The organism is Nitrincola tapanii (genome assembly GCF_008368715.1).
GTDB classification, from domain to species: Bacteria; Pseudomonadota; Gammaproteobacteria; order Pseudomonadales; family Balneatricaceae; genus Nitrincola; species Nitrincola tapanii.
The window spans coordinates 93,856-119,920 of sequence record NZ_SMRS01000001.1; the positions used below are offsets into that span (position 1 = coordinate 93,856).

Here is a 26,065-nt window from a genome sequence, read left to right on the forward strand (position 1 = left end):
TTGCGCGCCTTCCACGAACTATGAATGATTCGTTCTGCTGAGCAGAACATTAATATGGAGTACATTGAATGGCCCGTATAGCTGGCGTCAATATTCCTGACAATAAGCATGCGGTAATTTCTCTGACTTACATTTACGGGATTGGCCGCACAACTGCTAAGCAGATTTGTGTAGCAGTGGGCATTGAGCCGACCGTAAAGATCGGCGATCTGTCTGAAGAGCAGCTCGATAATGTTCGTGGTGAAATTGCCAAGTTGACTGTTGAGGGTGACCTCCGTCGTGAAGTCAACATGAACATCAAGCGTCTTATGGATCTGGGCTGCTTCCGCGGTCTGCGTCACCGTCGTAACCTGCCGGTTCGCGGACAGCGTAGTAAGACAAACGCACGTACCCGTAAAGGGCCACGTAAGCCGATCCGTAAGTAAGCGATAGGAATTTCCGAATATGGCTAAGCCAGGTAATCGCACTCGTAAAAAAGTTAAAAAACAAGTGGCTGATGGTCTCGCCCACATCCATGCGTCTTTTAACAACACTATCATCACCATTACCGATCGTCAGGGAAATGCTCTTTCCTGGGCGACTTCTGGTGGGTCCGGCTTCCGTGGTTCGCGTAAAAGCACCCCGTTCGCTGCTCAGGTAGCTGCAGAACGTGCGGGTCAGGCGGCTCTGGAGTATGGACTTAAAAACCTCGACGTGTTTGTAAAAGGTCCTGGACCAGGACGCGAATCAGCGGTTCGCGCTCTGAACTCTTGTGGCTACAAAATTACAAATATCACTGACGTGACGCCTATTCCGCACAACGGATGCCGTCCGCCGAAGAAACGTCGCGTTTAATCAGGAGACGGTATAATGGCTCGTTATCTTGGACCAAAGTGCAAGCTGTCTCGTCGCGAAGGCACCGACCTCTTTTTGAAGAGTGGTGTTCGTGCGTTAGACAGCAAGTGCAAAGCTGAAGTCGTACCAGGCGTACACGGCGCTCGTCGTGGCCGTTTGTCTGAGTACGGTCTGCAGTTACGTGAAAAACAAAAAGTTCGTCGTATCTACGGCGTGCTGGAACGTCAGTTCCGTGGTTACTACAAAGAAGCTGCTCGTCGTAAAGGTGCAACCGGTGAAAACCTGTTGCAGCTTCTCGAAGGTCGTCTGGACAATGTTGTCTATCGTATGGGCTTCGGTTCTACCCGCGCAGAAGCGCGTCAGGTGGTTTCTCACCGTCAAATTACTGTAAATGGTCAGGTTGTGAATATTCCATCCTACCAGGTGCAGGCCGGTGACAAGATCGCAGTACGTGAAAAGTCCAAAAATCAGTTGCGTATCAAACACGCACTGGAATTGGCTGGTCAGCGTGCTCCTGTTGAGTGGATTGTGGTTGATTCTGCGAAGATGGAAGGTGAGTTTAAAGCACTTCCAGAGCGTAGCGATCTGGCTTCAGACATCAACGAAAACCTGATTGTCGAGCTTTACTCGAAGTAATTCTTGAACTCTTGACTGGTGGAATTATGCAGCGTTCAGTAAACGAGTTTCTTAGTCCACGTCATATCGACGTACAGGAAATCAGCAAAACTCGCGCAAAAGTGACTCTTGAGCCGCTTGAGCGTGGTTTTGGTCATACTCTGGGTAACGCGCTGCGCCGGATCTTGCTGTCCTCTATGCCTGGTTGTGCAATCACCGAAGTGGAAATCGACGGTGTGTTGCATGAATACAGCAGCATAGAGGGTGTTCAGGAAGATGTCATTGAGATCCTCCTGAACCTGAAAGGTGTTGCTGTGAATCTTTTCCATGGAGAAGAAGCAACCCTGACTCTGAGCAAATCTGAGCCTGGTGTAGTCACCGCAGCGGATATTCAGCTGACTCAGGATGTTGAAATTGCGAATCCAGATCATGTCATTGCGCATTTGAATGGTAAGCACAGCCTGAATATGCAGTTGAAAGTAACGCGCGGTCGCGGTTACGTTCCAGCTGATACTCGGATGCATGATGAGGACGAAGCTCGTACAATCGGCAGATTGCTGCTAGATGCCAGCTATAGTCCGGTACTTCGTGTGTCTTATCAGGTTGAAAGTGCGCGTGTTGAACAGCGTACTGACCTGGACAAACTGATTATCGACATTGAATCCAACGGTACGATTGATCCTGAAGAGTGTATCCGTCGTGCTGCAACCATTCTGCAACAGCAGCTGCTCGTATTTGTTGATCTGGAAGATGCCGGTCAGCAATCACGTGCAGAAGCAGATGATCCAGAAATTGATCCTGTGTTGTTGCGTCCGGTTGATGATCTTGAACTGACAGTGCGCTCGGCTAACTGTCTTAAAGCAGAGCAGATCTATTACATCGGTGACCTGATTCAGCGCACTGAAGTAGAACTGCTGAAGACTCCTAACTTGGGCAAGAAGTCGTTGACAGAAATCAAAGATGTTTTGGCATCTAAAGGTCTGTCCCTTGGCATGCGTCTTGAGAACTGGCCACCTGCTAGTCTCAAGAATGATGACAAGGCTGCTTCCTAACCGACTTAGTGTCGCTAAGTTACTAAGGATTTAGAAAATGCGTCATCGTAAATCTGGTCGTCACTTAAATCGTACAAGTGCACACCGCAAGGCGATGTTCAAAAATATGGCAGTGTCTCTGTTCGAACACGAACTGATCAAAACGACTCTGCCAAAAGCTAAAGAACTGCGCCGTGTGGCTGAGCCTCTGATCACTTTGGCAAAAACTGATTCAGTGGCTAACCGTCGTCTGGCTTTCGCTCGCACTCGTAGCGATGCAGCTGTCGGTAAACTCTTTGATGAGCTGGGCAAGCGTTATGCTGATCGTCCTGGTGGATATGTTCGCATTCTGAAATGTGGCTTCCGCAAAGGTGATAACGCTCCTATGGCTTATGTTGAGCTGATTGATCGTCCGGTCAATGCAGTTGCAGCCGAAGATACCTCAGAAGATTAATCTTCTGGAACAGAAAACCCCGGGAAACCGGGGTTTTTTTGCCTTAAAATTGACCGATCACAACGATCAGGACGAACCACTGGGTTCCGGCTTAGGAGAAGTGAATAGCTTCTTTAATCAAACAGAGAGTCAATCACTGAACCTTGGCGGCGGACTTCTGGGCTGATGGCTTGTGTTTGTGGCAGAGTGTCTGCGGTGAAGAACTCGCGAATCGCATTGTCTTGTCCGTTGTAGGCTAATTGCCCCGAAGCTGGATCAATCATAGCGGTCTTGATCGATTCCGGCATGGGGTAGGCCAGATCCTCTTGGCCTTCCAGTCCACTGCGCATCAGCGTGATCCATGCGGGTAAAGCGGCCGTGCCGCCGTATTCGCTACGGCCCAAAGGCGCGGGTTGATCGTAGCCTATCCAAGCTGTAGCAACGCTTTGTTGGCTATAGCCTGAGAACCAGGCATCTTTTTGTTCATTCGTGGTGCCGGTCTTACCAGCCAGATGTTGGCGATTAAGCTCCAGCGCTCGACGGCCAGTGCCTCGCTTGATCACATCTTCGAGTATGCTGTTGATGATAAAAGCCGTTTCGGTGCTAATCACACGCCGAGCTTCATCTTTAGGCATCAGCGCGCTTGGGTTTTGTTCAATAAAAGCCAGCCCTGCCTCTTCGGGAAGCGTCACTTCCTCGTTATCATTTTCAACTTTGAGGATGAAATAAGGATCGATTCGATAGCCGCCGTTAGCAAACACAGCATATCCACTGGTCAGTTGTAAGGGTGTGGCTTCAGACGCGCCCAAGGCTAGGGAAAGATTAGCGGGCGTTCGATTAGGTTCAAAACCAAAATTGATAATCGCTTGCTGCCCTTGTTGGACACCAAGATCACGTAATAAACGAATGGAAACTAAGTTTTTCGATTTATACAGAGCTTCACGAAGGCGCATCGGGCCTTCAAAATCACGGCTGTGATTTTCTGGGCGCCACTCGCCCTGTAGGCTCACATCGTGTATGACAATGGGAGAGTCATTCACGATGCTCGCGGCGGTATAGCCTTGCTCGAGTGCGGCGGCATATAAGAAGGGTTTGAGTGTTGAGCCGGGTTGCCGATAGGCTTGGGTGGCGCGGTTGAAGTTGTTGTGAGCAAAACTAAACCCACCGGATAGAGCCTGAATTGCCCCAGTGTGCGGATCGAGTGCGACTAGGGCGCCTTGTACACGCGGAATTTGGCCCAGGCGCCAGTTGTTATTGGCAGTAGGATAAACGCGAATGATGTCACCGGCGCTCATAATCTCAGCAGCGCGGTTAGGAACAGGGCCCATGGAGTTAACGTTGATAAAGCGTCGTGCCCAGCGCATATTCTCCCAGCTGATTTCAATTTCTTCACCTGAGCGCAGTAAGGCTTTGGCTATCCGCTCATCTGTACGCGTGACCACCGCCGGTTGCATGTTGGCAAACACTGGGACACGATTCAGTTGGGCCAACAAGCTTTCCAGCGTGTGCTCCTGACCTTCGATGCGATCTTCGGGGCCATAATAACCATGACGTTCGTTGTACGCGATCAGTGCCGCGCGCAACGCTTCATCTGAGGCTTGTTGGTGGCGGCTTTCGATACTGGTAGTCACACGATAACCGTCAATATAGGCATTTTCGCCATAAAGTCGGAACATCTCCTGGCGTACCATTTCGGCAACATAAAAAGCTGAAAGCTCAATGTCGCTGGTGTGGTAGCGTGCGACCTCTGGTTCATTTAAAGCACTTTGATAGGTGCTCTCATCTATATAGCCAAGGCTGTGCATGCGGCCGAGGATCCAGTTGCGTCGTTCCAGCGAACGGCGGGGATTGGAAACCGGGTTCGAGGCTGAGGGGGCTTTCGGTAGGCCTGCGATCATCGCCATCTGGGCGATGCTCAGTTCATGGATATCTTTGCCATAATAGACTTGCGCAGCAGCCTGTACGCCGTAAGCGCGCTGCCCTAGGTAAATCTTATTGACATAGAGCTCCATGATCTCCTGTTTAGTGAGTTCGCGCTCGATAATAAAAGACAGCAGGATTTCATTAAATTTACGCTCAAAGGTTCGATCGCGGGTTAAGAAAAAGTTTTTAGCCACCTGCATCGTAATGGTCGAACCGCCGGTTTGGATTTCGCCGGATGAAACCAGTTGTAAGGCGGCGCGTGACAAACCTTTAATATCAATACCAAAATGTTCATAGAAACGACTGTCTTCAGCGGCCAAAATCGCTTGTATCATGCCTTCTGGAATCTCTTCATAACGTATGGGTACGCGGCGTTGCTCACCGTATTCAGCTATGAGCTTGCCATCGGCAGAATAGATGCGCAGTGGGGTTTGAAAGCGCACCTCTTTTAACTGCTGTACATTAGGTAATTTGGGGCTGAAATAGAACCAAGCGGCTGCCCCTGCACCCACGGCGGTGAGTAGGCCAAGCAAAAAAAGCCCTAAAACGAGCTTTAAAAGAACTAAAGTAATGCGCATGATCACCTGAATAACATATTTAGTCGTAAAGTATTGATTATATCGACGCTAGGTCTTTACAGTATATCTGACTACAGCTTTAATTGTGATTGGGTTGGTCTAGAAATGATAGATCTTCTCCGTCACATAGGACTTCCGACTACTCACGGAAAAGGAATTAACAGTGCTCAGCTTGATGAATCGAAGATCGGCGGGTTGGATAGGCATCGATATTGGCGCATCTTCCGTCAAGTTATTGTCTTTGTCCAGGCAGGGTCGGGAGTTGCAAGTAGACGCTTACGCAATCGTCCCTCTGCCCACTACAGCCGTCGTAGACGGCTCTGTTGCCGTTGTCTCAGAAGTAGCCGTGGCGATAGAGCGCGGATTAAAAATCTGTGGCGGCAAATATTCCGATGCCATTGTTGCCGTTCCTTCCTCAGCGGTCATCACCAAACGGCTACAAATCAGCAATCTGTTTACGGGGCTTGATCTTGAAGATCAGGTTAAAGTCGAAGCAGATCAGTTTATTCCCTATCCTTTAGAAGAAGTTGCCCTGGATTTTGAGGTCTTGGGACCATCTGAACGTGATCGTAACCTGAATGACATACTGCTTGTCGCCTGTCGTAAGGAAAGTGCCGAAGCGCGCGAAGAGGCCGTCAATGATTCAGGTATCAAATGTGGTGTGATCGATGTAGACACCTATGCGATGGAAAGGCTAATCAATCTACTTGAGCCGGATTACAAAGGCTATGTTGCTGTTGCAGATGTAGGATCGGCTACACTCAGCCTAAATGTTTTTCACCAGGGTCAGGTGGTGTACAACCGCGAACAAGCTTTTACAGGGAATGAGCTGTCTTACTCGATCCAGCAGCAGTATGGCATGACTCTTGATGAGGTCGAGCTGGCTTTACGTGAACAGGGTTTAGCACAAGATATTCATCAAACCATTGTTCAGCCTTTTGCGGACACCGTCATTCAACAGGTTTCACGCGCCTTACAGTTTTACTACTCATCGGGCGTGCATGGTCAACTTGATCGGCTTTATCTAAGCGGAGGCTTGGCTTCGATCTCGGGTCTTGTTGAGAGAGTGGGGTTGGAGACAGAGGTCAACACACTACTGATTAACCCCTTCGTACAGATGAGAGTCAATCCACGTTTGAACCAAGCGCGGCTTTTACGTGATGCCCCTTTATTAGCGAAGGCATGTGGACTCGCCCTTCGTAGCTTTGATCAGTAGGATCTGAATATGGCCAGAATAAACTTAAGACCCTGGCGGGAAGAGCGGAATCAAGCGCTACAAAAGCGTTTTATTTCTAATCTTGTAGGTACGGCAATTCTTGCCGGCCTGGCTTTATTTGCGATCAGTTACTACTACGATATGCAAATGGATCGTCAGAAAGCGCGTAATGAATTTTTGCGAGTGGAAAATGTCAAATTAGACCAGCAAATCGCAGAAATTCGTGAACTCAACAGAATTCGGGATCAAATTCTGGAGCGATTGCAATCGATCGAAGATCTACAAGGAACTCGCCCGCTGATCGTGCGTAACTTTGACGAGCTGGTAAGAGTCTTGCCCGAAGAGGTGTTTTACACCTCCTTAGTTCGCGTCAACAACAACCTCACCATTGATGGGATGGCAGAGCAAAATCATCATGTATCAGCATTGATGCGCAATCTGCAGCGCTCAATATGGTTTGGTGAGCCGAATCTTTCCCGAGTGAGTGCGGTCGACAGTCGACGCCAGTACAACATGACCGTGCCGATGTTGCGCCCTGATCAACAAGAGGGGGCTGTTCAATGAACAAGGATACGCTACGCAACGCCTTCTCAGGCTTTGATATCAATAACCTAGATGTGAATACGGCGGGTAACTGGCCAGTCGGCGTTAAATTGATCACCTATTTATTGGTGTTTGCATTAGCCCTAGGTGCTGGAATTCATTTTCTGATCGCAGATAAGCATAAAGCGGTTGAGCGTGAAATTTCACGTGAAGCAGACCTCAAGCGCCAGTATGAGTCGAAATCTTTTCAGGTTGCCAATCTAGATGCACTACGCCGTCAAATGGCAGATATTGAAGATCGTTTTTCTGAAATTCTCAAACAACTGCCTACAGATAAAGAAGTGCCGGGTCTGTTAGAGGATATCTCCGATATCGGGCGTCAGGCGGGTTTGAAAATTGAGTTAATTGCGCTGCAGCCTGAGGTAAAGGCTCAGTTTTATGTCGAACTGCCGATCAACATACAAGTCACAGGCACCTATCATCAGATGGGTGAGTTTGTCAGTGGTGTATCCGCGATTGAGCGTATCGTGACTCTGCATGACTATACGATTCGACCTTCGAGTGATGCGCTGTCCATGACCATTAATGCCAAGACCTATCGTTATGATGAGAATTAAAGCACAGCAGGCAGCATGTGCCTGGTACGTAACAAGGATGCTGGTAGGCTTAGGTGTTGTATTGGCCTTATCCGGTTGTATTTGGGTCGAGGATACTCAGGATCTGCGGGCTTTTGTGGCTGAGCGCTCCTCTAGACCGGTTGGGCAAATCGCGCCTCTACCTGAATTTAAACCCTATGAAGCCTTTGTCTATGAAGGCTCCAGTCTACGCAATCCTTTTACGGCGATCGTTGCTGAGGCGGCTCCTCTAGCGGAAGATATCTCAGATGTCGCCCCCGATTTTGAGCGGTTGAAGGATTATTTGGAAACCTTTGCGTTGGATAATCTGGCTATGGTTGGAACCATCACCGCACCTGGCTCAGCAGAAATGCTGTGGGCGCTTGTGAAGGATCCTCGTGGAGAAATCCATCGCGTCACAGTGGGTGATTATCTGGGGTTGGATCATGGCCAGGTACTGGCTTTGGATGAGCGCAGGCTGGAACTGTCGGAAATTATTTCAAACGGACGCGGTGGCTGGATGAAGCGGCCTCGTACAATCATTCTTCCCGAACAGTAAGAAAGGGATGTATACCGTGGATACTTTAAATATGAAGAATTATAGAAAAGGGTCGTCCGCTATGTTCGGTCGTATGGTTTCAGTGGTGTGTACCCTGTTGTTGCTGAGTACCGCCTCGTTAGCGCTGGCTCAAGATGTTCAGCTTAAGCGTAGCGCCTTTGTGGCATTGCCGGGTCAAGGCGTTGAGGTTAAGTTGGATTTTGACTCGACTCCACCTGTGCCCAATAGCTATATGATTGAAAATCCGCCGCGTTTAGTTATGGACTTTTGGGGTGTGAGTAATGAAACCGGTCAGAGGGGTTTGGATGTTAAGACGGGTCTCGTGGATACTCTGAGCTTTGCCCAGGTCGATGGCCGCTTACGTTTAGTCACGAATCTCTATGCACCTGCGGGCTATAAAGTGGTCACGGAAAATAACAGTATTTTTATTACCCTTGAAGATGCCGCTCAGGGGGCTTCCGCGCCTGTCTCAGCACCTGTCTCAGCAGGGCCGCGAATGCCTGTTTTGAATGATGGCCGGACCCGGGTTCAAGGAATTGATTTTCAAAGAATTGAAGGAAATCAGGGCCGAGTCACCGTGACACTCACAGATGAGCGTGCCGGTATGGATATTTTCCAGGAAGGAGGCAATGTCATCGTTAACCTAACCGGTGCGGGTTTATCGGATGGTTTAGAGCGTCGCCTAGACGTGCAAGACTTTGCGACCCCTTTGATGTTCATCGACACGATGGTGATGGGTGAAAATACAACGCTTCTGTTAAAGCCATCCGCTGAACCTTTTGATTATATGGCTTATCAAACGGGCAATCAGTTGGTGGTTGACTTTAAACCTCTGAGTCGTCGTGAACAGGCAGAGTTGGATGCTAATCGCTTTCCTTTCTCGGGCCAGAAGATTGATTTGAACTTCCAAAATGTGGAAGTGCGAGCGGTCTTGCAGATCATTGCGGAAGTGGCCGAAAAGAATTTGGTTGTGAGCGATAATGTCCAAGGTGGCATCACACTGCGCCTAAAGAATGTACCTTGGGATCAAGCCTTGGATATTATTCTTAAAAACAAAAACTTAGATAAGCGTGAAGCCGGTAATGTCATCATGGTAGGCACCATTGAAGAGATTAAAAACCGGGAGATGCTAGAACTGGAAAGCATCAAGCAGGTAGAAGACGTTTCGCCGCTCTTGACGGACTTCATTCAAATTGACTTCCGTCGTGCATCTGATTTGAAAGAGCGCTTAGAAGCCGCGCAAATGATTTCTGAGCGTGGATTTGTTGTGGCCGATGATCAAACAAATGTTTTGATGGTGCGTGAAACAGCCAGAGCCTTAGAGGATATCCGCAGAACGCTGCGTCGTTTTGATGTTGAGGTGTCACAGATTCTGGTAGAAGCGCGTATTGTTGAAACCACCGCGAATGACGCGAAAGAGCTTGGAGTGCGCTGGGGGTTAGGTTCAAGATCGAATGATTCACGTACAGTGGTATTAGGGGCGGGTGGGCTTTTGACCTCTGAGAATGAAGCTAATACCGGGATACCTTTTACAGCCCCCGCTATCGACTTAGGTGTAGCGGGAGTGCCAAATGCATTTACCTTTGGTGTGGTGGGCAGCAGTGCAATCTTAGCGGCTGAGATTTCCGCTTTAGAAAGCGTTGGGCGCTTAAATGTTATATCCCAGCCCAAGGTTGTAACAGCAAATGGACAGAAGGCCGTTATAGCCTCAGGTCAGAAGATCCCTTATCAGGTCGTCGAGGATGGAACGACCACCATCAAGTTTGAAGAGGTGGATTTGAGGTTGGATGTGACGCCGCAAATCAACCCGGGTGATCGCTTAAGCCTGGTGCTGCAGATCAATAAAGACGCGATCGGTGGTGAAACTCGTAACGGTGATTTGATTATCGATCGTAATGTGGTGGAAACAACTGTCACCGTTAATAACGGCGAAACCGTAGTCTTAGGGGGCGTGTTCATCGACCGTGATTTAAGTGCGGTGGATAAAACTCCAGTCTTAGGTGATCTGCCAGTTCTTGGGAATCTGTTCAAGAAAACGGTGAATCGTTTAGAAAAACGTGAGTTGCTGATCTTCATCACACCCACTATGATTCGGGAATCGCTGACATTGCAGTAAGGTTTCTGGTTGAACATATTTCTAATCGGCCCTATGGGTGCTGGAAAAAGCACCATAGGGCGTCTTCTTTCTCAAGAGCTGGATCGAGAGTTCATTGACTCGGATAAGGTCATCGAAGAACGCTCAGGCGCAAATATTCCTTGGATCTTTGATGTTGAAGGTGAAGAGGGGTTTCGGGATCGTGAAACGGCAGCGATCGACGAGTTGACCCAGCTTAATGACATTATCCTTGCCACAGGTGGCGGTGTGGTTCTGCGTGAAGAGAATCGTCAGCACCTCAAAAATCGTGGTATCGTAATTTACCTGTTGACCTCTATAGAGCAGCAGTTAGAGCGAACTTCAAAAGATCGTAATCGTCCTTTGTTGCAAACCGCCGATCCTGAAGCGGTACTCAAACGCTTATTTAATCAGCGTGACCCTCTGTATCGCAGTTGTTGTGATCTGATTATTCGTACCGACAAGCGCCACCCGCGTGCGGTGGTTCAAGAAATTCTGAAGCAGATCAAACAAAAACACCCGGATCTTCATTTTCTTGATGCTTCTCATTTTTAAACTCGCGAGATACACATGCAGACGTTAACGGTTGACCTAGGTGAGCGTAGTTACCCGATTTACATAGGTTCAGAGCTTTTTACACCAGAACACTTTCAGCCGCATATCGCAGGCCGCCAGGTGATGATTGTCACCAACGACAGAGTTGCGCCTTTATATCTGCAGCGCCTCAAAGCCCAGTTAAGCCATTTCCAGGTCAGTGAAGTGATTTTGCCGGATGGTGAAGCCTATAAAACCCTGGCGCAGGTGAATCAGATTTTTGATGCCCTATTACAGGCTCGCCATAACCGTACCACTACGCTGATCGCCTTAGGGGGCGGTGTTATTGGGGATATGACCGGATTCGCCGCAGCGTGTTATCAGCGCGGCGTTGATTTTATTCAGGTGCCGACGACGCTCCTGTCTCAGGTGGATTCTTCCGTTGGAGGTAAAACCGGCGTTAATCATCCGTTGGGAAAAAATATGATCGGTGCGTTTCATCAGCCGCGTGCGGTGATCGCCGATACTCAGGTGCTGAAAACGCTGCCTAAAGCTGAGCTTTCCGCAGGCCTGGCGGAAGTGATCAAGTATGGCTTGATCTACGATGCCGATTTCTTTGCTTGGCTGGAAGCGCATATGGATGGCCTGTATCAGGGTGATAGTGCCTTGTTGGCGCAAGCTATCTATCGTTCCTGTGAAATTAAAGCGGAAGTTGTCGCGCAGGATGAGCGGGAATCGGGAATTCGTGCCTGGCTGAATCTGGGGCATACCTTTGGTCATGCGATTGAAACCGATGCTGGGTATGGTGCTTGGTTGCACGGTGAGGCGGTGGGAGCCGGTACGATGATGGCGGCGGATTTGTCCGCACGATTAGGTTGGTTGAATGCGCAGGATGTTGAGCGTATTCGCACCTTGTTACAGCGCGCAGGTTTACCAATCTGCCCACCTTTAGAGATGCCTCCCCAGCGTTTCCTGGAACTAATGGCGGTGGACAAAAAAGTGTTAGATGGTCAGTTGCGCCTGGTTTTGCTGAAAAAAATCGGTGAAGCTACGGTAACCAGTGACTTCCCTCAGGCGTTGTTGATGCAAACCCTGGAGGCCGGTCAGGCCTTAGGTAAGCTATAAAGCGGCTGTGGGGTTAGGAGGTGAGTATGATCGAATCGGCGCATCATCATTTTATTGAGCCCAACTCTCGCCGTCAGTTGGTCGACAAGCTGCAGCATCTTGTTCGTTACTCGGATTATTTGATTTTGCTGCTCGGCGAATCGGGTAGCGGTCGTACACGGATGCTGGAACAGGTCGCCAATCTATCGGCTGAGAACTCCCAGCGTCTGGCGCTCATCTCTTTGCAACAGGCAACGGATGTGACCGCCTTGTTAACGCATCTAGTGGTGGGCTTGGGTGCGGAGTTGCCTGCCGATGCAGATAATCGGGCACGTTTGACGGAAATCCATCGTCTGGCGAAAGGGCTGGCCGAAGTGGGGATGGCTTTGGTTATTCTCATTGATAATGCCGATCTGCTCAGTGATAACGCACTGGAGTTGTTGATTGGGCTGCGTCAACTGGGTGCGGCCACCCCGCGTTTGTTGCTCAGTGGTTTACCTGAGTTTCAAATGCGCGCGGAAGAGCGAGGGCTTTATCGTCGTTTGGAGGGTAAGGTGCATCTTCAGCGCTTAAATCCGCTGGATGCTCAAGAATCTGAAGCCTTTATCGCGGCGCTCTTGCCCGCTGATGCCGATCCTGATCCGAATCAGGTCAAGCGCTTGGTGTTGCAAGCAGAGGGCAATCTCTCTGCGTTAAAACTGGGCGTCATTGATCTGCTGCGCGAAGGGCGGGTCTCCTCACGCAGTGGAGCCATGCCGATTCCGCCTGCGCATTTGGCAGGCATTGGCGCAGTCTTGTTGCTGATCACTAGTTTTGCGGTTTGGCACTATCTGCCGAGCCAGACTGTTGAAGAAACCACCACACAAATTGTTTTGCCACTGGATCAAGTGCCTTTTGCTCAGGTTGAGGAGGAGGTCGTTGAGATTCAGGTGATGAGTGAGCTGGAGCGTCGTTTAGCGGAGCAAGAAGCGCTCCTAGCCGCACAGCCGAGTCTTGAGCAAGACCCGCTGCTCGATCAGCCTGATCCAACTCTGGTTGCACCGCAACCGCAGCCCCAGCTCCAGCCCGAGGCACCTCTGCCCGCGCCGGTTGCGCCCGTGGCTGAAGTCGAACAAACTCCTGCACCTGCACCTGCATCTGCACCTGCACCAGTCGTCGCGGCGCCAGCACCCACGCCTGTTGCACCTCCGCCCGCACCGCCTGCGCCCAGTGTGGCACCGGCCGCTACACCTTCAGCTCCGCCTGTAGCGAGTGCGCAGAGATCGGCTGGGCCTTCAGGTTCGTATCTACGTGCGGATGAATTGATGGGCTGGCCGGATTCCGGTTATACCCTGCAAATACTCGGTGCGCGCTCCGAAGAAAATGTCGTTAGGTTCATTCAAGCCCAAGCTCAACCCCAGCGTTTTTATTACTTCAAAACGCTGCTGCGCGATGAACCCTGGCATGTTGTGGTCTATGGGCAGTATAATAGCAGGTCGGCTGCGGTGGCGGCGGTGAATCAACTGCCGAAAGAGTTGCGAGATCGCAACCCTTGGCCCAGATCGATCGCCGGTGTGAAAACCGACATACAAAAAATAAACCAGTAAACTGGTAATAAAATTAAGGCCTTCACTAAGTATGAGGGCCTTTTTGACTGAAAATACTTCAGTTGCCCCTCGACTGCTAAAAAATTGTTGTAAACCCGAGCGGGGTGTAGGATCGACACCCCTTTTTTGTCTCTGCGACGCGGGTTTGGTCAGGAAGTTTTTGTAATTTCTTGTTTTATTAGATTTTTTAGTGAGATTGGCTTATGAGCAATGGTCTATATCGCCCAGGTGAATTTAAAGACAACTGTGGCTTTGGCCTGATGGCACAGATGCAAGGAGAAGCGAGTCACGCTCTCCTGCAGAAAGCTATTCAGGCACTTGCCTGCATGACTCACCGCGGAGGCATTGCAGCAGATGGTAAAACCGGTGACGGTTGCGGTCTGTTAATGCAAAAGCCCGACGCGTTTATGCGTGCAGTCGCCAAAGAGACATTGCAAACCGAATTGTCCGACCAGTATGCCGTCGGTATGGTTTTTTTGTCACAGGACACAGAGCGTGCACAGCAGGCACGTGAAATCCTCAATACTGAACTTCAGGCTCAGGGGTTAGGTGTATACGGCTGGCGCGTAGTGCCAACGGATGACAGCTGCCTAGGCCCAATTGCCAAGGACACTCTGCCGCAGATCGAGCAGATTTTTGTCAATCCGCAAGGCAAGGATGAAACCTCCTTTGCGACAGCGCTGTTTGTGGCACGCCGTCGTGCTGAAATTGCTTTGACTGAAGATAAAGACTTCTACATCTGTAGCCTGTCTGACAAGGTCATCTCCTATAAAGGCTTGATGATGCCGGTGGACCTGCCGGTTTTCTATCGCGATCTGAGTGATCCGCGCCTGGAAACAGCCATCTGTACCTATCACCAGCGTTTCTCGACCAATACCGCGCCACGTTGGCCGCTGGCACAGCCTTTCCGCTTTTTGGCGCACAACGGCGAAATCAATACCATCGATGGTAACCGTAACTGGGCGCGTGCACGGAGCAGCAAGTTTGCTACGCCGCTGCTGCCGGATATTGAGTCCCTGCAGCCGATCGTGAACACCACCGGTTCCGACTCCTCCAGTATGGATAACATGCTGGAATTCCTGCTGGTCGGCGGTATGGATATCTACCGTGCCGTGCGCATGATCGTGCCACCGGCTTGGCAGAATGTGGAAACCATGGATTCCAATCTGCGTGCCTTCTATGAATACAACTCCATGCATATGGAGCCTTGGGATGGCCCAGCGGGTATGGTGATGACCGATGGTCGTTACGCCGTGTGTATGCTCGATCGTAATGGTCTGCGTCCTTCACGCTGGGTCATGCTAAAAGATGGCTTGCTCTGTACCGCCTCTGAAATCGGGGTGTTTGATTATGAGCCTTCCCAGATCCAGGCCCAGGGGCGTGTCGGCCCAGGCCAGATGCTGGTGATCGACACGGCCACCGGTGAAGTGCTGCATACCGAAGATGTGGATAATAAACTCAAAGCGCGTCAGCCTTACCGCAAATGGCTACGTGAGAACTCTCTGCCCCTTGAGCAGACCATGAGTTTTGTTGAGGAATCCACCTCCTTCCGTGATATGTCACCGGAAGAAACCAAGATTCATATGAAGATGTTCCAGGTCACGTTTGAAGAGCGTGATCAGGTGCTGCGTCCGCTGGGTGAGTCCGGTATGGAAGCGGTCGGATCGATGGGTGACGACAAGCCGATGGCGGTTCTGTCGCAGCGCATTCGTTCCGTTTACGACTATTTCCGTCAGCAGTTCGCCCAGGTAACCAACCCGCCGATCGACCCCCTGCGTGAAGCGATCGTGATGTCATTGGAAACCTGCATCGGCACAGAGCGTAACGTCTTTGAAGAAACGCCTGAGCATGCACGCCGTGTTATTCTCAATACTCCGATTCTGTCTGCGAGCAAATTCCGTCGTCTGCGTGATAACACGGTCGAAGGCTTTGAGCCGGAAACGCTGGATCTGCAATATGATCCGACGGAGATGACGCTGGAAGCTGCGATCCACGATCTTTGCCAGCGTGCGGAACAAGCGGCGCGTAATGGTAAGGTCATCCTGGTGTTGAGTGATGCCTACCTGAAGCAGGGTAAATTGCCGATTCATGCGGCAATGGCGACCGGTGCAGTTCACCATTATCTGGTTGAGAAGGGTTTGCGCTCCAACGCTAACCTAGTCATCGAAACCGGCACTGCGCGTGATCCGCATCATTTTGCTGTACTCTTCGGTTTTGGTGCGACGGCGGTGTATCCATATTTGGCCTACCGTGTGCTGAATGATCTGTGCCGCACCGGTGAAATCACCGCTGAGCCTCTGCAAACCCACGAAAACTATCGTAAAGGGATCAACAAAGGTTTGTTGAAAATCCTCTCAAAAATGGGGATTTCGACCATTGCTTCCTATCGTGGTGCGCAGCTGTTTGAAGCCGTGGGGCTGTCTAGCGAAGTGGTGAAACTTTGCTTCAAAGGCGTGGCCAGCCGTATCGAAGGGGCGCGTTTTGAGCACTTCCAGTTTGAACAGTCTTTATTGGCTAAGGAAGCTTGGAGCCCACGTAAACCGCTGCAACAGGGTGGTTTGCTCAAGTATGTACACGGCGCGGAATATCACGCCTACAACCCGGATGTTGTGACCAGTATTCACAAGGCCGTGACCAGTGGTGATCCGCGTGATTACCAGCGTTACGCCGAGCTGGTGAACCAGCGTGGTGTAGCAACACTGCGTGACCTTTTAGGCCTACGCAAAGATATTCAGCCTATCCCACTGTCTGAAGTGGAACCTGTTGAGGCCCTCTTCCCACGCTTTGACAGCGCCGCTATGTCGCTGGGAGCCTTGTCACCGGAAGCGCATGAAGCCTTAGCGGTGGCGATGAATGAGTTGGGCGGTCGTTCCAACTCGGGTGAGGGCGGTGAAGATCCAGCGCGTCATGGCACCATGAAGCGCTCTAAAATCAAACAGATCGCTTCAGGCCGTTTTGGTGTGACACCCGAATATCTGATGAGCGCCGACGTGATGCAGATCAAAGTCGCGCAGGGCGCTAAGCCGGGTGAAGGGGGGCAGTTGCCGGGCGGTAAGGTTAATGCCTTGATCGCACGTCTACGTTATTCCGTGCCGGGTGTGACCCTGATTTCACCACCGCCGCACCATGACATCTATTCGATCGAAGATTTGGCACAGCTGATCTTCGACCTCAAGCAGATCAATCCTGAAGGTCTGGTATCGGTCAAACTGGTATCGCGTCCAGGTGTTGGCACGATTGCTTGTGGTGTGGCCAAAGCCTATGCCGATCTCATCACCATTTCCGGTTATGACGGCGGCACAGCGGCCTCACCGCTGACGTCGATCCACTATGCCGGTTCACCTTGGGAGTTGGGGCTGGCCGATGCGCATCAGTCACTGCGTGCTAACCACCTGCGCGGCAAAATTCGCCTGCAGACAGACGGTGGTTTGAAAACCGGTCTGGATGTGGTGAAGGCCGCGATTCTGGGTGCGGAAAGCTTCGGTTTTGGCACCATGCCGATGGTGGCCTTAGGCTGTAAATACCTGCGTATTTGCCATCTGAATAACTGTGCAACCGGTGTGGCCACTCAGCGTGCTGATCTGCGTGAAGATCATTTCCGTGGCACGGTGGAGATGGTGAAAAACTTCTTCCGTTTTGTTGCAGAAGAAACCCGTCAGTGGATGGCGCAATTGGGTGTACGCACTCTGGAAGAGCTGATCGGTCGTGTCGATCTGTTGGAAGTCTTGGCAGGTGAAACCGACAAGCAGAGCAAGCTCGATCTGTCGCCCATCATCAGTGATGCCGGTGTGCCGGCACACTATCCACAAACCTGCCAGCAGCCGCGCAACGAACCCTATGATTCCGGTGCGTTGAACAGTCAGATGGCTGAAATGGCTGGCCAGGCGATTGCCGATAAACTCGGCGGCGAGTGGGCGCTGAAGATCACCAACTGCGATCGTTCGGTCGGTGCGCGCACCTCCGGTTTGATCGCCAAGCATCACGGCAACCTCGGCATGTGTGATGCGCCGGCAATCTTTAACTTCCGTGGCCATGCGGGCCAGTCCTTCGGCGTCTGGAATGCCGGTGGTCAGCACCTGTATCTGGAAGGCGATGCCAATGACTATGTCGGTAAAGGGATGGCCGGCGGTAAGATTGTGCTGCGTCCTTTCCAGGAAGTGGATTACAAAACCAACGAAGCTTCCATCATGGGCAACACCTGCCTCTACGGTGCGACGGGCGGCAAATTGTTCGCTGCTGGTCAGGCCGGTGAGCGTTTTGCGGTGCGTAACTCCGGTTGCCACGCCGTGATCGAAGGTGCCGGTGACCACTGCTGTGAGTATATGACGGGCGGCATGGTGACTGTGCTGGGTGAGACGGGCTACAACTTCGGAGCGGGGATGACCGGCGGTTTTGCCTATGTACTCGATCTAGACAACAGCTTTGTGGATAAGTACAACCATGAACTGGTGGATATCCACCGCATTGCAACTGAGCAGATGGAGGCACATAAGAACCACCTGCGCTCAACCATTATCGAATTTACCCGCGAAACACGCAGTGCCTGGGGTCAGGAGATCCTAGACAACTTCGATGATCTGATTGGCAAGTTCTGGCTGGTGAAGCCTTATGCCACCGGCATCAACGATCTGCTGAACAGCATTCGCAAACGCCCTGAATAAGCGCCCTGCGCAGATTCAATCGGGAAATCTTACGGGTAAAAGTAGAGATAGAATCAGATGCCAGGGTCGCTACCCTGGCATCGAGTGAGGTGAAAAATGGGTGAACGTCTAAGTAACGATTTCCAATTCATGGAAGTCAGCCGCAAAGGCCCGGAAAAAATTGCAGCCGGTGTCCGTAAACAGCAGTTTGCAGAGATCTACGAGCCTTTCCGTCCGAAGGAAGCCTCAACTCAGGCACATCGATGCCTGGAGTGTGGCAACCCTTATTGTGAGTGGAAATGCCCAGTACATAACTTTATCCCCAACTGGCTGAAGCTGGTTTCTGAAGGCAACATCATGGAAGCGGTGGAGCTCAGCCACCAAACCAATACCCTGCCGGAAGTGTGTGGCCGTGTCTGCCCACAGGATCGTTTATGTGAGGGCGCGTGTACGCTGAATGATGGATTTGGCGCGGTGACCATCGGTTCGGTTGAGAAATACATCACCGATACCGCCTTTGCCATGGGCTGGAAGCCGGATATGTCCAATGTGGTTTGGACAGACAAGCGCGTAGCCGTGATCGGTGCTGGCCCTGCGGGCTTAGGCTGTGCCGATATCCTGATCCGCAACGGCGTTAAGCCTGTGGTGTTTGATCGTTATCCAGAAATTGGCGGCCTGCTGACCTTTGGGATTCCTGAATTTAAATTAGAAAAATCGGTGATGACACGTCGTCGCCAGATTTTTGAAGGCATGGGCATTGAATTCCGCCTGAATACCGAGATTGGCAAGGACATCACCTTCCAGCAGTTGTTGGATGACTATGATGCGGTCTTCTTAGGTATGGGGACTTACACCTACATGAAAGGCGGTTTCCCTGGCGAAGAGCTTGAAGGGGTGTATGATGCCTTGCCTTTCCTGATCTCCAACGTTAACCACTGCCTGGGTTATGAAAAAGATCCGTCTGAATTCATCAGCATGCAGGGTAAAAAAGTCGTGGTACTCGGCGGCGGAGACACGGCTATGGACTGTAACCGTACCTCCATCCGCCAGGGGGCCGCGAGCGTGACCTGTGCTTACCGCCGTGATGAAGCCAATATGCCAGGCTCGAAAAACGAAGTGGTTAACGCGCGTGAAGAGGGCGTGAACTTCGTCTTTAACCGTCAACCGGTTGAAGTGGTCGGTGAACAGGGCAAGGTCACCGGCGTAAAAGTGGTCACTACGCGCATGGGTGCACCGGATGCCAATGGCCGCCAAAGTGCCGAAGTGGTTGAAGGGTCGGAAGAGATCCTGCCTGCCGATGCCGTACTCATTGCCTTTGGTTTCCGCCCCAGCCCCGCGCCTTGGTTTGCCGATTTTAATATCGGTTTACACCAGGATGGTCGTGTTGATGCCAGCGCTCAACCTAAAGCAGCAGGGCGCTTCGCCTTCCAAACCACTAATGCCAAGGTGTTTGCTGGCGGTGATATGGTGCGCGGCTCGGATCTGGTCGTAACCGCGATCGATGAAGGGCGCAAAGCCGCTGAAGGAATTTTGGACTTCTTAGAGGTTTAAGAACGCGCTCCCTAGCCTTAAAAAGGCTCGCGCCTTCTGAGTCAACGAAACCGGTGAGGGTTAAACGCCTCACCGGTTTTTTGCTTTTCAGGCCGGTAGATCTGCTTTTCTGCTAAGTCTATTTTTTTCGTATTTTTTCAATCTTTAGGTTTGTTGAGTGACCTAATTTGCTGAAATTGACATAAATGGTCACTTTCTCGGTGTTTTAGATGAGTGTTTGTGAGTAAAAACCCGATAGAGTGCAGGGTTTTGATCTAACTCTCTCTTTCCTAAAGGGTTTTTAATATTTAAATCAGATTAATACTTTGTTGATGAGTTGGCATAGGCTATGCTTGATTCTGCTTAGCGAATCCACCTGCCCTGCAGGGAAGCGTGGCAGAGCAAAGTTTAGTGATGATCTACTTAATTTGTTTTTAGACTCCCTGAGGAGAAACAAAATGAAAAAGCAAGCGGGTTTTACCCTGATTGAGTTAATGATCGTGGTTGCGATCATCGGTATCCTGGCGGCGATTGCTATTCCAGCCTACCAGAATTATATTCTTAGAGCAGAAGGCGCTAGTGCTGTTGCTGAGATGTCTGCTGATAAGTTACAAGTATCTCTGAATCTCCAAGAAGGAGCCGCAGACGTATGTGCCGGTGTAACGTCCTCGACATGTGTAGATGGAACAATCTCAAATACTGTTGGTAATGTAACGGCAACCTTGACACCTGACGTTAATGGAAATCAGTGGACATGTACAGTGAGTGATGCGCGAGCTGCATCATCTACCTGTACTTTTGGTGGCGGTGCCCCTGGGACTAGCAGTTAATTAGTTCTTCTTTAAAAAGCCCTTTTTAGGGCTTTTTTTATATTTAATGCGAATATTGCAAGAAGTGGGTATGAAAGTGTTAGTGGATGAATCAGTATCTCTTCGTAACGTTACTTTTTCAGCGCTATATTTCTTGATTCCAAATATCATCGCTTGGGCTGTATCCGACTATGTTTCGGTACAAAGGCCTTATGTGAATATTGACTATGCATATCCCGCAATATTGCTGGTTTTGGGATACTGTAAAACATCGGTTATTTTATTTTTCTCTGTATTTTTGATTGATTTGTTCGCAATCATCGGTCAGGTATTTGTATTTTTTCGAATTTCAGACATTTTTATCTGGATGAGTTTTTTGCCTTCTGCCCCTTTTGTTTACAAGGTAATTGTTTTCTTAGGATCTTTATTGGTTCTGATATTGGCTTTTTTGTCAATTTTTTTTGGTAAGAGGTCTCATAAGTTATTTGTGCTTGTGGTTGCCAATTGTTTGATATTTATGAATTTGTATGCGGTGTTACTTGTGGCAAGCCCTGAGAAAAGAATTATGCATTGGAGGATGGATAGTGATATTTATCTGTATAGTCAGGCAGATTTTTTTATCCGCTATAGGTTTACAAGATTTTTCGATATGGTCAGGGGAGATGGTCAGATATTTGATGAATACACAGATGATGCATTAAGTGATAGGGTGTATCAAGCCATTGATGAAGGGGTACTTTCTGACAAAATTTTGTTTATTGTTGCGGAGTCTTGGGGGGCGACAAAAAATCCTTTTATTAATAAAGATGTAATTTCTTCGATTGAACAGCTGCAGTCAAGATCTGTTGAGATGGGATCTTTTAGATTTGCTTCTAGCGCAACAGTTGCAGGGGAGTTTCGTGAGCTTTGTGGATTAAAACCTTTGCATTATAATTTTAAAAAAATTGAAGAAGGGCTAGATGATTGCCTCCCTAGTAAATTAAATCAATTAGGTTATAGAACTAAGAGTTTGCATGGTGCAGTGAGTTCTATGTATGACCGACGCCATTGGTATCCAAGAGTAGGGTTTGATGCGTCTTTATTTTTTAATAGTCAAGTTTGGTCACGTCGCTGTTATTCTTGGCCAGGGGTTTGTGATAGGGATTTTTTACCTATCGTCGAAGATTTTTTTCGTTCTGATAATAAAGGGTTTCTATATTGGCTTACATTAAATAGTCATAGTATTTATGATTTAAGAGATTTGCATGTCGATACATTTGATTGTGTCTTGTATGGTATCCCTAGTGGTATTGAAACTTGCCGAAATCTCAAGTTGCATAAGCAGTTTTTTGATAACCTTTCAGAGCTGCTTGATCGTGAAGATATGCACGAAGTTGAGGTTTATGTGGTTAGTGATCATCACCCTATTATTTTTGATAGGGAGGAATTTGATAATTATTTTGAGAGAGATGTTATTCCTTGGATCAGGATTAGTAAGAAAGACTCATCCACGGTAGGGGCTTACACTTCTATGCTAAATTAAATTTCATATATGCAGGTTTTTGGTGTTCTGGTGGTATCTGGCTTGATCCTAAAGAGGATCCACTTATCCTGCTGTAGGAACCGTTTATCCTAATAGATTGGGTGCTTTTGTGAAGCTCCATTAAAATTAAATCAGAACTAAGCAGTGTAAATGCTGAAGGTGAAAAATTATTATGCAAGCTTCAATTGTCCGTGGCTTTACCCTCATAGAGCTGATGATCGTAGTCGCCATCATCGGTATTCTGGCGGCCATTGCCTATCCGAGCTATACCCAATATGTTTTGAGATCTCATCGTGTGGATGCTCAAACGATTTTAATGGATGTGGCGCAGCAATTAGAACGCTGTTACACCTTAAACAATAGTTACGCTGAGTGTACGCCTAACGTCCAGCAGCCAGAGCGTTATACGATTGCGCCTACTTCTGGTTATCCTGCTCAGTCCTTTTCTTTAACCGCTACGCCAGTCGGTACTCAGGTGAATGATCCCTGTGGTGTGATGACACTCACTCATACTGGAAATCGCATTGCGGTGGGAGCAAATTGTTGGTGATTAAAATGTATAGGCAATCGCGTCCAATCATCCTTCCCAAGCCACTCGAAAGCGGCTTCACCTTGATTGAATTGATGGTGGTGACAGTATTGCTTGCGATAATTCTCAGCATTGGCATCCCGAACTATATCAGTCTATTGGAGCGCAATCGAACCACGGCTACCGCCAATGAAATATTGGGTGCATTGCAGTATGCACGTAATGAGGCCGTTCGCTCGAATTCCACAGCGCAGTTTTGTCCGTCAAGTGATGCTGTAACTTGTGCAGCAAATTGGCCGGCCACAGGGGGTAATTGGATAGTGTTGCGCATCCCTGCCGACCCTGATGATCCGATGAATGTATTGCCTGCTCAATTGATGCGAGTTGGGAATGTTGTTGAGACGGTTACTATAACGGGGCCTATTTTAGTTGAGTTTGGTTCGGCAGGCCAAATAACCGGCCCCATTTCCAATATTAATGTTGTGTCGGGTGAGTCGTCACGCTGTGTGCTGTTAACGCTTAGCGGTGCAGCCCAAGTTGGGGGGTGTGGATGATGTGTAGGGATCGATTTAGAGCGAATAGAAGAGGTTTTAAGCAACGTGGTATCACTTTGTTAGAGTCCTTGATTGCTATGGTTGTTATTGCAATCGGTTTCTCTTCAATTGTTATGCTGCAATTGCGTTCTATGCAGTCTAGTCAATCGAGTTTCCAGCAATCTATCGCTGCAGTGCAAGCTACAGATTTAGTTGAACGCTTGTGGGCCAACGCCTGTGTGTTAAATGATGAGGTTAGGCGTGATGAGGTATTAGGTGATTGGAGAGGCTCCCACGAAGAGCATCCTTGGATGCCGAATTGGACGGGTGAAATGGATTTTGATGAAGCGACCTCAACGTATGAAATCACGATTAGCTGGCTTGATCGATTGGCTACTGGAGATGAAGAGGATAGCAATCGGACATTTCGATATTTAGCCCGAATACCTGTTCTGGATTGTAATTAGCCGAGTGTGCATTGTTTATCCAGTCAATGGAGGTGTTTTATGTTTAGCATGTCAGAAAGTAGCCCAAAAGTTGCAAGTCGGATATTGGCATCCACTAACGTTGTAAAAAGTGCACAGGCTGGTTTTACGCTGGTTGAGCTCCTTGTCGCTTTGGTGATTGGTGTATTTTTGATTGGAGGGGCCTTGGCGGTTTTTCAATCCAATCAAATTTCATATCGTACAAAAGTTGAATTAGATAACGCGCAAGAAGCTTTTCGCTATATGTCCTATACGCTTACTCGCTTAACTAAATCTGCTGCCAATTTCGATAGTGCCTCATCGAATACGGAGCTAGCTATGAATATTGCGGGTGGGGATGGGGTTAGGAACTGTTTGGGTGCTCCAGTTGCTTTGGGCACCACTCAGTTAAATAGTTTTAGTGTTTCTGGTGGCAACTTGCAGTGTAGTGTTGATGGAGGGGCACCTGTAACCTTGGTACGACGCGTCAGTGATTTAAACCTATGGTATGGGGTGGATTCAGATGATGATGGACGTGTGAGTAATGATGAGTACGTTTTAGCAAATGAAGTAGATGATTGGGCTGTAGATGTAAGGACCGTTTTAGTGCAGCTCTCTATGGAAAGCACAACATCCAGTGATTTATCCATTCAGTTTGTAACCAGCATGCGTGCGAAGGTCGCTGAAGATTTTATCATTGTACATCCAGATCCCAATGGAGTTCCTGCGCCGCCACCTACTGGAAATGAAAATCCACCTGTCGAAGAGGAGGAGGAAGTCAATCCTAATGATCCTGGGGAAGGTGGCGAAAATGGTGGATCAAATGAATCAGATGAGCCAACTCTAGGCGGTGGTAATGGTGGTAGTTCCTGCTCTAATGTTGAGGTGGATTGTACGTGTCGTTATTTAGGAAATAAGTATTCAATCGTGACAAACAAATCAGATCCAGGGTGTCAGGTTTCTATGTGTGCGAGTAATGCACCTGCAGGTCTAAAAAATAACAATGAATTTACTTTTAAAATGACAGTTTGTCGCTGAGTCGTTGGGAGGTATGCAATGAACACGAATATACAGCAACAAAAAGGGGTTGCTCTGGTCATCAGTTTGATTCTTTTGTTGGTCGCTACTCTCGTCACAGTCTTAGGGATGCAGGGGAGTCGTATGCAGGAGCGAATGAGCTCCAATCAAAACAATAAGGCTTTATCAGCCATGGCGGCTGAATATGGTGCTTCTCATTTTTTGGCTGAGTTGCGAGAAAATGGTTTTAACGCAGCGACCTGGGCTGAAGATATGGGTATCGCAACGAGCGGAATAAACCCAACTCCAGTGCCTGATGGCAATGGAGTGTATTGGATAGATGTGGTTAATGTGTCGCCAATTACAGTCGAGATGAATGTGTTTGGTGCCATCAGAGAAGGTGAGGATATTGATAATCTCGCGTTGACACAGTTACGAATTTCTTTAAGAAGGGAGTTTATTCCAGGAACGCCACCAACCACAGAAGAGGTTCCTACCGGAACTCCAGGGGGTGGATCAGGAGGTGCTATTAATCTAGTGGGTAATGTTGCGGAGTTTAAAGTGCCCAACTCTAATTCCTTCCAAGTTAACGGTCAAGGTGGACCGGCCTTGGGTACAGGTAGAGGGGGGGATCGAGATGATATTCTCGCTGAGTTGATCAAGGAAGGCAGGGATCATAACTATATAGGCGGTGTACAAGAGATAGATTATAACGCAGGTTTATGGGGTGATCCTGCCCAAGTTAAAAGCTTTGTTGATGCTGTGTGTTCAAGTTCGGGTGCACGATGTGGGAATACTGTTCCAAATGATACGGTCGTCAATAAAAATAATGCGGCAAGCCAGCAGCATAAAATTACGGTCGTGAGAGGGGATGCTGCGATTGAATTTAAAGGCAACGATACCGGCTCAGGGATTCTAATAGTCGAAGGAAATTTGACCACAAAAGGCACTCCTTCATGGAATGGTTTAGTTATTGTATTGGGGGGTACATTTAGCATAGGTGGTGGTGGTAATGGTGGATTGGAAGGCTCCATGTATGTCTTGAATATGAATACACCTTCTAGTGGTGAATGGAGCTATCGTTCAACTGGGGTGACTTTTGATAGTAAAGGTGGTGGCACCGCTCTTTTTAATCATAATTGTCAGCAAATTAATCAGGCATTAGGTTTGTTGAATGAAACAGCAAGAACTCTATGGGCCAATGCAGACTCTTGTTCAAACAATCAATCAGGTGGTGGTACTGGTGGCTCAGAAACAGAAACAATTATCACGGATCCAGGTACACCGGGAGAGTGGCGTTATGATGTTGTCACTTGGTCTGAAGTTTTGAATTAGCGT

The 26,065-nt window shown here is 49.0% G+C and carries 23 protein-coding genes; 22 read left to right on the plus strand and 1 reads right to left on the minus strand.

Features of this window, described 5'->3' with window-relative positions; translation table 11 throughout:
* Positions 1-68: 68 nt before the first annotated feature.
* From rpsM to rplQ, 5 genes are read left to right on the plus strand one after another with little or no spacing between them, the layout of a single operon-like run.
* Positions 69-425 carry a 30S ribosomal protein S13 gene (rpsM, locus tag E1H14_RS00530; protein WP_149389508.1) on the plus strand — a complete coding sequence of 119 codons (357 nt, stop codon included), beginning with the start codon at positions 69-71 and terminating at the stop codon, positions 423-425.
* Between the two features lie 19 nt (positions 426-444).
* Positions 445-834, plus strand: coding sequence for a 30S ribosomal protein S11 (gene rpsK, locus E1H14_RS00535; RefSeq protein ID WP_149389509.1), 390 nt, complete (start codon positions 445-447; stop codon positions 832-834).
* A 15-nt stretch (positions 835-849) separates the two neighbouring features.
* Positions 850-1,470, plus strand: a complete 621-nt coding sequence (rpsD, locus tag E1H14_RS00540; RefSeq protein WP_149389510.1) for a 30S ribosomal protein S4 — start codon at positions 850-852, stop codon at positions 1,468-1,470.
* Between the two features lie 26 nt (positions 1,471-1,496).
* On the plus strand, positions 1,497-2,501 hold the full coding sequence (locus E1H14_RS00545) for a DNA-directed RNA polymerase subunit alpha (protein WP_149389511.1): 1,005 nt from the start codon (positions 1,497-1,499) through the stop codon (positions 2,499-2,501).
* 37 nt (positions 2,502-2,538) lie between these two features.
* On the plus strand, positions 2,539-2,934 hold the full coding sequence (rplQ, locus tag E1H14_RS00550; RefSeq protein ID WP_149389512.1) for a 50S ribosomal protein L17: 396 nt from the start codon (positions 2,539-2,541) through the stop codon (positions 2,932-2,934).
* Positions 2,935-3,047: 113 nt separating this feature from the next.
* Here the strand turns inward: rplQ and E1H14_RS00555 are convergent, their stop codons facing one another.
* Entirely contained in the window at positions 3,048-5,414 is a 2,367-nt protein-coding gene (locus E1H14_RS00555; protein ID WP_149389513.1) for a penicillin-binding protein 1A, read from the minus strand.
* 175 nt (positions 5,415-5,589) lie between these two features.
* On the opposite strand from E1H14_RS00555, the gene pilM reads away from it, so the two are divergent.
* The 17 genes from pilM to E1H14_RS00640 all read left to right on the plus strand — a co-directional run bounded on the left by pilM (position 5,590) and on the right by E1H14_RS00640 (position 26,062).
* The gene (gene pilM, locus E1H14_RS00560) at positions 5,590-6,630 is read left to right on the plus strand and encodes a type IV pilus assembly protein PilM (protein ID WP_235017344.1); all 1,041 of its coding nucleotides are present in this window, start codon (positions 5,590-5,592) and stop codon (positions 6,628-6,630) included.
* Between the two features lie 9 nt (positions 6,631-6,639).
* The gene (locus E1H14_RS00565) at positions 6,640-7,194 is read left to right on the plus strand and encodes a PilN domain-containing protein (RefSeq protein ID WP_149389515.1); all 555 of its coding nucleotides are present in this window, start codon (positions 6,640-6,642) and stop codon (positions 7,192-7,194) included.
* Positions 7,191-7,790 (plus strand): type IV pilus inner membrane component PilO, encoded by a 600-nt coding sequence (locus E1H14_RS00570; protein ID WP_149389516.1) that lies wholly within the window; start codon positions 7,191-7,193, stop codon positions 7,788-7,790. Before E1H14_RS00565 ends, E1H14_RS00570 begins: the two co-directional genes overlap by 4 nt.
* A gap of 37 nt (positions 7,791-7,827) precedes the next feature.
* On the plus strand, positions 7,828-8,346 hold the full coding sequence (locus E1H14_RS00575) for a pilus assembly protein PilP (RefSeq protein WP_235017345.1): 519 nt from the start codon (positions 7,828-7,830) through the stop codon (positions 8,344-8,346).
* Positions 8,347-8,407: 61 nt separating this feature from the next.
* Positions 8,408-10,462: a type IV pilus secretin PilQ gene (locus tag E1H14_RS00580; protein ID WP_235017346.1), complete on the plus strand. Its 2,055-nt coding sequence runs from the start codon at positions 8,408-8,410 to the stop codon at positions 10,460-10,462.
* Positions 10,463-10,471: 9 nt separating this feature from the next.
* Positions 10,472-11,014: a shikimate kinase AroK gene (gene aroK / locus E1H14_RS00585; protein WP_268814347.1), complete on the plus strand. Its 543-nt coding sequence runs from the start codon at positions 10,472-10,474 to the stop codon at positions 11,012-11,014.
* Between the two features lie 15 nt (positions 11,015-11,029).
* The gene (gene aroB / locus E1H14_RS00590; protein ID WP_149389518.1) at positions 11,030-12,118 is read left to right on the plus strand and encodes a 3-dehydroquinate synthase; all 1,089 of its coding nucleotides are present in this window, start codon (positions 11,030-11,032) and stop codon (positions 12,116-12,118) included.
* A gap of 26 nt (positions 12,119-12,144) precedes the next feature.
* Positions 12,145-13,683: an SPOR domain-containing protein gene (locus E1H14_RS00595; protein WP_149389519.1), complete on the plus strand. Its 1,539-nt coding sequence runs from the start codon at positions 12,145-12,147 to the stop codon at positions 13,681-13,683.
* A gap of 203 nt (positions 13,684-13,886) precedes the next feature.
* On the plus strand, positions 13,887-18,344 hold the full coding sequence (gltB, locus tag E1H14_RS00600) for a glutamate synthase large subunit (RefSeq protein ID WP_149389520.1): 4,458 nt from the start codon (positions 13,887-13,889) through the stop codon (positions 18,342-18,344).
* 96 nt (positions 18,345-18,440) lie between these two features.
* Complete coding sequence (locus E1H14_RS00605; protein WP_149389521.1) at positions 18,441-19,874, plus strand: FAD-dependent oxidoreductase; 1,434 nt, start codon at positions 18,441-18,443, stop codon at positions 19,872-19,874.
* Between the two features lie 437 nt (positions 19,875-20,311).
* The gene (locus E1H14_RS13385; protein WP_149389522.1) at positions 20,312-20,683 is read left to right on the plus strand and encodes a pilin; all 372 of its coding nucleotides are present in this window, start codon (positions 20,312-20,314) and stop codon (positions 20,681-20,683) included.
* Positions 20,684-20,753: 70 nt separating this feature from the next.
* A complete protein-coding gene (locus E1H14_RS00615) occupies positions 20,754-22,184 on the plus strand; it encodes a sulfatase-like hydrolase/transferase (RefSeq protein ID WP_160141992.1) in 1,431 nt (476 codons plus the stop codon).
* Positions 22,185-22,356: 172 nt separating this feature from the next.
* Positions 22,357-22,734: a type IV pilin protein gene (locus tag E1H14_RS00620; RefSeq protein WP_149389524.1), complete on the plus strand. Its 378-nt coding sequence runs from the start codon at positions 22,357-22,359 to the stop codon at positions 22,732-22,734.
* A gap of 5 nt (positions 22,735-22,739) precedes the next feature.
* On the plus strand, positions 22,740-23,267 hold the full coding sequence (locus E1H14_RS00625; RefSeq protein ID WP_149389899.1) for a GspH/FimT family pseudopilin: 528 nt from the start codon (positions 22,740-22,742) through the stop codon (positions 23,265-23,267).
* On the plus strand, positions 23,267-23,713 hold the full coding sequence (gene pilV, locus E1H14_RS00630) for a type IV pilus modification protein PilV (RefSeq protein ID WP_268814348.1): 447 nt from the start codon (positions 23,267-23,269) through the stop codon (positions 23,711-23,713). Before E1H14_RS00625 ends, pilV begins: the two co-directional genes overlap by 1 nt.
* 39 nt (positions 23,714-23,752) lie before the next feature.
* Positions 23,753-24,748 carry a PilW family protein gene (locus E1H14_RS00635; protein ID WP_149389526.1) on the plus strand — a complete coding sequence of 332 codons (996 nt, stop codon included), beginning with the start codon at positions 23,753-23,755 and terminating at the stop codon, positions 24,746-24,748.
* Between the two features lie 18 nt (positions 24,749-24,766).
* Positions 24,767-26,062 (plus strand): PilX N-terminal domain-containing pilus assembly protein, encoded by a 1,296-nt coding sequence (locus E1H14_RS00640; RefSeq protein WP_149389527.1) that lies wholly within the window; start codon positions 24,767-24,769, stop codon positions 26,060-26,062.
* The last annotated feature ends 3 nt before the right edge of the window (positions 26,063-26,065 follow it).